Consider the following 9,142-nt stretch of genomic DNA (forward strand, 5'->3'; position numbering starts at 1 on the left):
ATGGCCAGGTGCAGCCGCGAGTCCTTCCGCCGGTACTCGTCCAGGGACGCGTCACGGCACTCGGTCAGCCGCGTCAGCAGGTTCCGCCGCTCCACCGTGCGGTACAGGCCGTTGTTCGCGACCAGCGTCGTGCCGCTGAACGGCAGCGGGTCGTGGTCGGTCGCCAGCATGATGCCCGGGTAGTTCATCGTGTCGAAGACGAGGTTGTTCTCGACCTTGTTGCCGTAGCCGCCGTAGATCGCGATCCCATTGGCACGCCACGGGAGTTGGACGGTGTTGTTGATGAACTGGTTGTCGTGCGCGATGTCGACGGACGTGTCCTTCACGTACCGGCTGGCCCACACCGCGAGCGCGTCGTCACCGGTGGTGCGGAACGACGAGTTGAACACCTTGGAGTTGCGGGTGCCGTTGGTGAAGTTGATGCCGTCCGCGTAGGTGTCGCGGATCCGCATGCCGCTGAACTCCAGCCCGTCGGCCGGTCCCCACAGCGCCGGGATGTTGTCGTAGTCGCGGCCGACCCACACGCCGACGTTGGCGTGCTCGATCCACACGTTGCTGATCCGGGTGTTGCGGCCGAACCGGCCGTTGAGGCCGACGCCGCCCTCGGCGTTGCCGTCACCGCCGCGGATCCGGCCGGACCCGAAGATCGCGATGTCCGAGATCTGCGTGTTGTCGTCGACGTCGAAGCCGAAGTTGCCCTCGTGCGGGTGGTTGATGCCGCCCACGGCGTCCTGCGGCTGGGTGAGCGTGTAGAGCTGCGAGTGCCACATGCCCGCGCCGCGGATGGTGACGTTGGAGATGCCCACCTGGTTGAACTGACCCCGGTTGAGCGGGTCGTCGGTGAGGATCTTCTTCTCCTGCCGCCACTGGCCCGCCGGGATCCACACGCAGCCGATGACGCCGTTCTGGTCGTCGGTCACCGCCCGCTGGATGGCGTCGGTGTCGTCGTTGCCGTCGTTCGGCACCGCGCCGTAGGCGGTGATGGACGTGCAGCCGGCGGGCTGGCTCGACGCCGGCGCGACCTGCTCCAGGTCGACCAGGTCGATGACGTAGAACGCCGCTGTGTCGCCCGCGTCCCGCTGGAGCCTGAACTTCGTGCCGGGCGGGTAGGACGCCGACAGCAGCGCGTGCGACTCGTCGAACAGGCGCCGCGCGTCGGTCTGCGGGGTGTTGGTCAGCGACTCGGGGCCGTCGGAGTTGCCGTACAGCCACGAGTGCTTGGACGACAGGGTCAGCTTCTGCGCGTACGAACCGTTGACGTACAGGCTGATCGTCGCGTCGATGCCACCGCCGCCGGGCGCGTCGGGGATCGAGTTGCGCACCACGATCGAGTTGGCCTGGTTGGTGGAGGTGAACTCGACGAACTGGCCGGTGCTGCCCAGCCGCACGGACTGGCGGCCGGACGACTCGGTGGCGAAGTTCGTGTGCCCGAACGTCCGCAGCCGGTCGGCCGTGAGCAGGGTGCCCTGGTACTGCGCGGCTTCGGCCTCGTACGAGGTGTACGGCACGGCCGCGCCCCGCCCGACGACGATCGCGCGGGAGAACGAGTTGTTCGTCTCGTTGGTCTCCACGACGGTGTTCGTGGCGTCGGCGGTCGCCGTGATGGTCGCGCCGCCGTTGGTGGCCGTCCAGCCGCCGGTGACCGCGACGTTCGCCGTCGCACCCGCCGCGATGGCCCCGGTGGGCGTGTCCAGCGTGGTGCCGCCGGCGACGAGCCGCGTCACGGACGTGCCGGACGCCGTGGTGCCGCGGTTGTTCACCTGGACCGTGAACGTCACCCGCGTGCCCGCGGCCGGGTTCGGCGGGGTGGACGTGAAGCCGAGCACCTGGAGGTCGGGTCCGGGCGCCTGGCCCACGACGACGTGCGCGGACGCCGAGTTGTTGCTGTCGTCCCGCTCGACGACGGTGTTCGTCGGGTCCACCGTCGCCGTCGCCTGGTGGGTGCCCTGCGGACGCCGGCCCGCGTCGAAGGTGACGGTCGCGGACGCGCCGGCGGCCAACGCGGCGACGGGCGCGGTGCCGGACGTGCCGCCGAGGGCGAACGCCACGGTGGACGCGGGCGCGGCGGCGGTGCCGGTGTTGCGGACGGTCGCGGTCAGCCTGATCGCGTCGGTCTCCACGGGGTTGGCGGGCGACGACGTCAGCGAGCCGATCGTGAGGTCCGGGTTCGGGGCCGGGGTGCCGAAGACCTGGAGCTCCGCGACCTGGCCGCCGGGCGCGGCGGTGTTGCCGGAGAACTGGAGCCGGACGTCCGCCGCCCGACCGGTCAGCGGGATGGTGACCGTGTTCTGCGCGGACGGGGTGAACGCGTAGTCGCCGCGGTCGACCAGGGACGTGAACGCCGTGCCGGCCTGGTCGCGGCCGAGCACCTGGATCGACTGGGTGCGCGGGCCCCACGCGGTGTCGGGGTTCAGCTTCACGACCACCGAGGAGAGGTCGGCGTTCGCGCCCAGCCTCACGGTCAGCGTGGACGGGAAGCCGTTGGACTCCCAGTAGGTGCCGGTGTTGCCGTCCGTGGCGTTGGCCGCGACGAAGGTGAACACCGAGGAGGACGCCTCGACCGGCTTGCCCGTGGCGAGGTTGGTGCCGCCGCCTTGGCCCGTGCGCGTGACCCGGTTGCTCTCCGGTGACAGGTTGCCCGCCGCGTCACGTGCGCGCACGTGGTACTGGACGGTGGCCGACGCGGGCTGGGTGTCGGTGTAGGTCAGGGCGTTCCCGGCGACGGTCGCGCGCTCGGCGCCGTTCGCGTAGACGACGTAGTCGGTGACGCCGACGTCGTCGCTCGACGCCGTCCACGTCAGCCGGACCTGGCCGGAGCCCGGTTCGGTGTAGGCGAGGCCGCCGGGCGCGGTGGGCGGCCGGGTGTCGCCGGTGCTCGGCCCGTACACCTCCAGCTCCGAGAGCTGCCCGGCCGACCAACCGGTGTTCGCGGTGATCTCCAGGCGCACGTACCGGGCGCTCGCGGAGGTGAAGTCGATGGTCGCGGTGTTGCCGGAGGAGGGGTTGAACACCCGACCGGTGGACGCGGAGAGGTCGGTGAACGACGTGCCGTCGGCACTGGCCCTCACCGCGAGGGTCTGCGTGCGGGTGCCCCAGGACGGCGGCAGCTTCAGCACGACCCGGTTGACGGCGACGGTCGAGCCCAGGTCGACCTGGAGCCACTGCGGGAAGGCGTTGTTCGCGCTCTCCCAGTAGGTGTTGACGTTGCCGTCGGTGGCGTTGGACGCCGGGTACTCGGCGTGCGAGCTGCCGGCGCTGACCGGGTGGCCGGTGGCCAGGTTCGGTTCGGCGGTGGCGACCGGGGTGAGTCCGAGGAGTGGTAGGCCGAGGGCGAGCAGGCCGACGGTCACCCGTCGACCGAGCTGCTTCCGCGTCATGGAGGTCCTCTGTTCGGCAGGGGTGACAGAGTCGGCTTCTTTCACGTTCGAGACCCGAATGTTTCAGTTGCGTGTCCAACTGTCAACGACAGATGTCCAGATTTTCCATCATTCTGTACAATTCTTGCATGATGTCGCGCCGACCCCGCACGACCGACCGCCGCGCGGCCGAACACCGGTCGAGCGACGGCGCGGAGCCGTCAAACGGGTGACACCCGTCCGAGGTGGTGCGGTCGGGCGGTCGGGGTGCCATGTTGGGAGGTGACGCAAGCGGCGGGCACTCTCGTGGGGGAGAGCGGATGCGGCGGACAACGATCGTCCTGCTGTCGGTGGCGGGCCTGCTCACGGGGTGCCTCGGCCAGACGCGCGAAGCCGACCCGGCGCGCAACGCGGACGCCAAGGACGTCACCTTGACCATCACCGCCAACGCGGCGGTGGGCGGGAAGAACGCGCGGGGCGCGAACTGGATCGAGAACTGGGTCATCCCCCGGTTCACCGAGGCGCAGAAGGCCAAGGGCGTCAACGCGACGGTCCGCTTCGAGCAGAACGGCGCGGCCGACGAGGACTTCAAGACGAAGGTCGCGCTGGACTTCAAGACCGGCGGCGGTGGTGACATCGTCGAGCTGGACGGCATCTGGCTCGGGGAGTTCGTCCAGGCCGGGCAGGTCGAGCCGCTCGACGAGGTCGTCGGCAAGGCCGAGGTCGACGCGTGGGACGGCTGGCGGCAGATCCCCGACGCCGTGCAGGACCTCGGGCAGTTCGACGGCAAGCGCTACGGCGTGCCGATGGGCACCGACGGCCGGGTGCTGTTCTTCAACAAGAAGCTGTTCGCGCAGGCCGGCCTGCCCACCGACTGGCAACCGCGCAGCTGGGACGACATCCTCGACACCGCCGCGAAGCTCAAGGCGCTGCCCGGCGTCACGCCGCTGCAGCTGAACGCCGGCACCGCGATGGGCGAGGCCACCACCATGCAGGGCGTCCTGCCCGCGCTGGTCGGCACCGGCCGACCCGTGTACGAGAACGGTAAGTGGCAGGGCGCGACCGAGGGCGTCAAGGACGTCCTCGCGCTCTACCAGCGCGTCTACCGGGACGGGCTCGGTGACCCGGTCGTGCAGCAGGAGGCGAAGGGTCGGGACCGGTCGTTCGCGCTGTTCGCGGAGAACAAGGTCGGCATCCTGCTGGAGAGCGACTACTTCTGGCGCTCGGTGGTGGAGCCGCGCACCGGCGTCGCCAAGATGGCGGACCGCGACACGGCCGTCGGTTGGGCGCTCATCCCGGCCCGCGTGCCGGGCGGCGGGGTCGGCGGCCAGGACTTCGTCAGCATGTCCGGCGGCGGGGTGCGGGTGGTCAACCCGAACACGCGGTACCCGCGGCAGGCGTGGGAGCTCATGGAGTTCCTCAACTCCGCCGAGGCGGTCGAGTCGGCGCTGGCGGGCGGCGCGCAGATCACCCAGCGCACCGACGTGAACGACAAGGTGCTGGCGCACGACCCGATGCTCGGCTTCGTCGCCGAACGGGTGCTGCCGATCACCCGGTACCGGCCGGGGCTCGCGGACTACCCGAAGGTGTCGGCCGCGCTGCGGCAGGCGACCGGCGACGTGATCGCGGGCCGGAGCCCGGAGGAGGCCGCGCGGTCCTACCAGGACGCGCTGGTCAAGGCGGTCGGTGAGGACAACGTTGAGGGCGGCTGACCGGCCCGGCACCGACCGCCCCGACACAGGCCAGGGCAGGACCGGACGCGGGACCGCCGGACGTGACACCGCCGGGCTGGGCACCGCGAGGGCGGTCGGGTTCGTCGCGCCGGCGCTGCTGCTGATCGGCGTGTTCCTCGTCTTCCCGGCCCTGTGGACGCTGTACATCGGCATCACCGACTACCAGCTGACCGGGCCGTCCGCCGCCGCGCCGAGCGTGGTCGGCGCGGACAACTTCACCACCGCGCTGGACGACCCGCTGTTCACCAACTCGCTCTGGCTGACCGCGCTGTTCGTGCTCGGCTCCGCGATCATCGGCCAGAACGCCCTGGGCTTCGCGCTCGCCTGGCTGCTGCGCCGGGTGCGGCCCGGACTGCGGCGCACCGTCGAGGGGTTCGTGCTGCTGGCGTGGATCCTGCCCGGACCCGTGGTCGCCTACCTGTGGTTCGCCGTGCTGAGCCGGGACGGCGGCACGCTCGGCCTGCTGCTCGACCGGCCGGGCACGGCGTGGCTGGTCGAGTACCCGATGGCGAGCCTGATCGTGTTCAACACCTGGCGCGGCACGGCGTTCTCGATGCTGCTGTACTCCTCCGCGCTGACCGCCGTGCCGCCGTCGCACCTGGAGACCGCCCGGCTCGCCGGCGCGAGCGGGTGGCAGACCGTGCGCGACGTGGTCTTCCCGCACATCCGGGGCCACGTGCTGACCAACACGCTGCTGATCAGCCTGTGGACGGCCAACGACTTCACGCCGTTCCTGCTCACCGCGGGCGGTCCCAACCACGAGTCGGAGGTGCTGCCGGTGCTGATCTACCGGCAGGCGTTGGAGAGCGGTCAGCTCGGCTACGCCTCGGCCATGTCGTCGTTGCTGCTGCTCGGGAACCTCGTGGTGGCGCTGGTGTACCTGCGGCTGCTGCGCAGGCGCGCGTGACGCCGGGGTGGGTGGTGCGCCGGATCGGCTACTACGTGCTGATCGCGGTGGTGCTGGCGTTCTTCGCGGTGCCGATGCTGTGGCTGGCCGGTGCGCCGTTCGACGCCCGGCCCGGGTTCGGCCTCCGGTGGCCGGACTGGACGTGGGCGAACGTGCACGCCACCGTCAGCCACCCGTACGCGCTGCGGTCGCTGGTGAACTCGCTGGTGCTGTGCCTGACCGCGGCGGTGGTGACGACGGCGTTCGCGGCGCTGGCGGCCTACTCGCTGTCCCGCACGCGCATCCCCGGCCGCGACGCGCTGCTGTACCTGCTGCTGTTGCTGTCCAGCGTGGTGACGGGCACCGCGGCCATGGTGCCGATCTTCGTGATGATGCTCCAGCTCGGCCTCGTCGACTCGCGGTTCGGCACCGCCCTGGTGATCGCGGGCGGGATGCTGCCCGCCGCGATCTTCATCCTGAAGGACTTCGTGGACTCCGTGCCGCGCTCGTACGAGGAGTCCGCGCGGGTGTTCGGCGCCAAGCCCCGGCAGGTGCTGGGGCACGTGGTGCTGCCGATCGTGAGACCGGGCGTCGCGACGATCCTGGTGTGGTCGTTCGTCAACGCGTGGGGCAACTTCCTGCTGCCGTTCCTGCTGCTGCGCGACGTCGGCAAGCAGCCCGCGGCGGTGCTGATGCGGACGTTGCAGGACGAGGGCGGCAGCGCGAACCTGACCGTGATCCCGGTGTTCTCGCTGCTGTACTCGATCCCGGTGGTCGTGCTGTACCTGGTGGTCGACAAGCGCTACGGGTTCCGATTCCACGGAGGCGTCAAGAGCTGATGGCGGGCATCGAGATCGCCGGCGTGTCCACCGTGTACCCGAACGGGGTCCGCGCGGTGGACGCGCTGGACCTGAGCGTGGTGGACGGGGAGCTGTTCGCGCTGCTCGGCCCGTCCGGCTGCGGCAAGACCACGTTGCTGCGCACGATCGCGGGGCTGGAGCCGGCGGCCGCGGGCACCGTCACGATCGGCTCGCGGGACGTGACGCGGCTGGAGCCGGGCGAGCGCGGCGTGGCGATGGTGTTCCAGGACTACGCGCTGTTCCCGCACATGACCGTGGCCGAGAACATCGCCTACTCGCTGCGCGTGCGCCGGGCCGCCAAGGCGCGGCAGCGGGAGGTGGCCGCCGAGGTCGCCGCGGGCCTGAGCCTGTCCGACCTGCTCGACCGCAGGCCGGGCCAGCTGTCCGGCGGTCAGCAGCAGCGCGCGGCGCTGGGGCGGGCCGTCGCCGCGCGGGCCGACGTGCTGCTGCTCGACGAACCGCTGTCGAACCTGGACGCGCGGCTGCGGCTGGAGGCCAGGACTTTCCTCAAGCGGTTGCAGCACGAGCTGGCGCTGACGACCGTCTTCGTCACGCACGACCAGGCCGAGGCGTTGGCGCTGGCCGACCGGATCGCGGTGATGGAGGCGGGTCGGATCCGCCAGCTCGGCACGCCGCGCGAGGTGTTCCAGCGGCCCGCGGACACGTTCGTCGCGAACTTCATCGGCTCGACCCCGATGAACCTGGTCGAGGCCGAGGTCCGCGCCGGCCACGTGGAGATCGCCGGCGCCCGGCTGCCCGGACCGCCGGGACTGGCCGACGGCACGCCGGTCGTGGTGGGCGTGCGGCCGGAGTACCTGGTCCCGGTCGCCGACGGCATCACCGGCCGGGTGTCCACGGTGGAGAACCTGGGCGTCTCGTCGCTGGTCACCCTCGACTGCCCGGACGGCGTCCTGATCAGCCTCACCGTGCCCGAGGACGAGGAACCGGCCCTCGGGCGTGCCCTCACGGTCGGCGCGGCGCCCGGTCGGCTGCTGTTCTACGGGGCGGAGGACGGCCGGCTGCTCGGCGGTGGGAGCGCCGCGGCGGTGGCCCGTTCGGAGTAACCGCTGGTATACCGTGGTGCGGGGGCGTGCCGAGAGCGAGGAGTTCCACCAGTGCCGCGGTTGTTGCTCGTCGAGGACGACGCGATGCTGGCCGAGGCGTTGTCCCGCGCGTTGCGGGGGCTCGGTCACGAGGTCGAGGTGGCGGCCACGGGCGAGCGGGCGCTGGAGCTCCTGGCCGACCGGCGGACGTCCGCGGACCTGGTGCTGCTGGACGTGATGCTGCCCGGTGTCGACGGGTTCGAGGTGTGCCGCCGCATCCGGGCAGGCGACACGGTCCCGGTGATCCTGCTGACCGCTCGCGGTGACGCGGTGGACGTCGTGGTCGGCCTGGAGGGCGGCGCCGACGACTACGTCGTGAAACCGGTCGAGCCGCGGGTGCTCGACGCGCGGGTGAAGGCGATCCTGCGCCGCGCCGTGCCGCCGCCGCCCTCGAAGCCGCACGTGCACACGATCGGGGACCTCGAACTGGACACCGCCGCGCTGGCGGTGACCAGGAACGGCCGCGAGCTGAACCTCACCTCCACCGAGATCCGCCTGCTGATCGAGTTCGTCGAGCACGCGGGCCAGGTGCTCAGCAGGCAGACGTTGCTCAAGCGGGTGTGGGACTACGGGTTCACCGGTGACTCGCGCCTGGTCGACGCCGCGGTGGCCCGCCTGCGCGCCAAGATCGAGCCCGAACCGGCGAACCCCGTGCTGCTGCGCACCGTCCGCGGATTCGGGTACCGCCTGGTCAAGCCGTGACGCGGCGGCCCGGCCTGCGGGCGGCGATCGTGCTGACCGTCGCGGCCGTCACCCTGGTCACGACCGTCGCCATGGCGCTCACGACCTACCGGCTCCAGGCGGGCAGCACCCGGGACCGGTTCACCGCCTCCGCGCAGGCCGCGTTCGACTCCGACACCCAGCAGGCGCACCAGTTCCTCGTCCGCAGCACCGGGTTCCAGTCCGCTGTGGACGGTGTGGCCGAGTACATGGAGGCCCGGCTCGGCCTGACCTGGGCGCTGGTCAACTTCACCCCGTCGTCCGGTCCGCTGTCCACCTCCGCCCGCGGCGAGTACACCCCGGTCGCCGGCGCGATGCTCGCGTTCCCCGGTCGGCTCCCGGTGGACCTGGTGGACCAGGCGCGCGACCACCGGGGTTCCGTGCGCTACACCGCAGAGGGCCCGGACGGCAGCCGGCTGGTGATCGTCGGTGAGGTCGAACCGGGACTGCTGCTCGCGGAGTTCTACGACCTGGGCGCGGTGGA

At 71.5% G+C, this 9,142-nt stretch carries 6 protein-coding genes and 1 pseudogene; 6 read left to right on the forward strand and 1 reads right to left on the reverse strand.

Going from position 1 to position 9,142, the window contains the following annotated elements; translation table 11 throughout:
* A partial coding sequence (locus AB0G02_RS21540) for a CARDB domain-containing protein (RefSeq protein ID WP_360797155.1) occupies positions 1-3,377 on the reverse strand: 3,377 nt, incomplete at its 3' end.
* Between the two features lie 299 nt (positions 3,378-3,676).
* On the opposite strand from AB0G02_RS21540, the gene AB0G02_RS21545 reads away from it, so the two are divergent.
* The 6 genes and pseudogenes from AB0G02_RS21545 to AB0G02_RS21570 all read left to right on the forward strand — a co-directional run.
* The gene (locus AB0G02_RS21545) at positions 3,677-5,068 is read left to right on the forward strand and encodes an extracellular solute-binding protein (protein WP_360797157.1); all 1,392 of its coding nucleotides are present in this window, start codon (positions 3,677-3,679) and stop codon (positions 5,066-5,068) included.
* A complete protein-coding gene (locus AB0G02_RS21550) occupies positions 5,055-5,996 on the forward strand; it encodes a sugar ABC transporter permease (RefSeq protein ID WP_360797159.1) in 942 nt (313 codons plus the stop codon). The genes AB0G02_RS21545 and AB0G02_RS21550 overlap by 14 nt, the downstream gene beginning before the upstream one ends.
* Entirely contained in the window at positions 5,993-6,814 is an 822-nt protein-coding gene (locus AB0G02_RS21555) for a carbohydrate ABC transporter permease (protein ID WP_360797161.1), read from the forward strand. Before AB0G02_RS21550 ends, AB0G02_RS21555 begins: the two co-directional genes overlap by 4 nt.
* A complete protein-coding gene (locus tag AB0G02_RS21560) occupies positions 6,814-7,899 on the forward strand; it encodes an ABC transporter ATP-binding protein (protein ID WP_360797163.1) in 1,086 nt (361 codons plus the stop codon). Before AB0G02_RS21555 ends, AB0G02_RS21560 begins: the two co-directional genes overlap by 1 nt.
* A 51-nt stretch (positions 7,900-7,950) precedes the next feature.
* Entirely contained in the window at positions 7,951-8,640 is a 690-nt protein-coding gene (locus AB0G02_RS21565; RefSeq protein WP_360797165.1) for a response regulator transcription factor, read from the forward strand.
* Positions 8,637-9,142: pseudogene (locus tag AB0G02_RS21570) on the forward strand (hypothetical protein); the annotation flags it as partial. The gene AB0G02_RS21565 and the pseudogene AB0G02_RS21570, both read left to right, overlap by 4 nt.

This window comes from Actinosynnema sp. NPDC023658, from assembly GCF_040639995.1.
In the GTDB taxonomy this organism is placed as follows: domain Bacteria; phylum Actinomycetota; class Actinomycetes; order Mycobacteriales; family Pseudonocardiaceae; genus Actinosynnema.

Excerpts from the sequence above, each read along its gene's own strand:
- AB0G02_RS21545 (WP_360797157.1), top strand. The coding sequence starts at position 3,677 with ATGCGGCGGACAACGATCGTCCTGCTGTCGGTGGCGGGCCTGCTCACG.
- AB0G02_RS21560 (WP_360797163.1), top strand. The coding sequence starts at position 6,814 with ATGGCGGGCATCGAGATCGCCGGCGTGTCCACCGTGTACCCGAACGGG.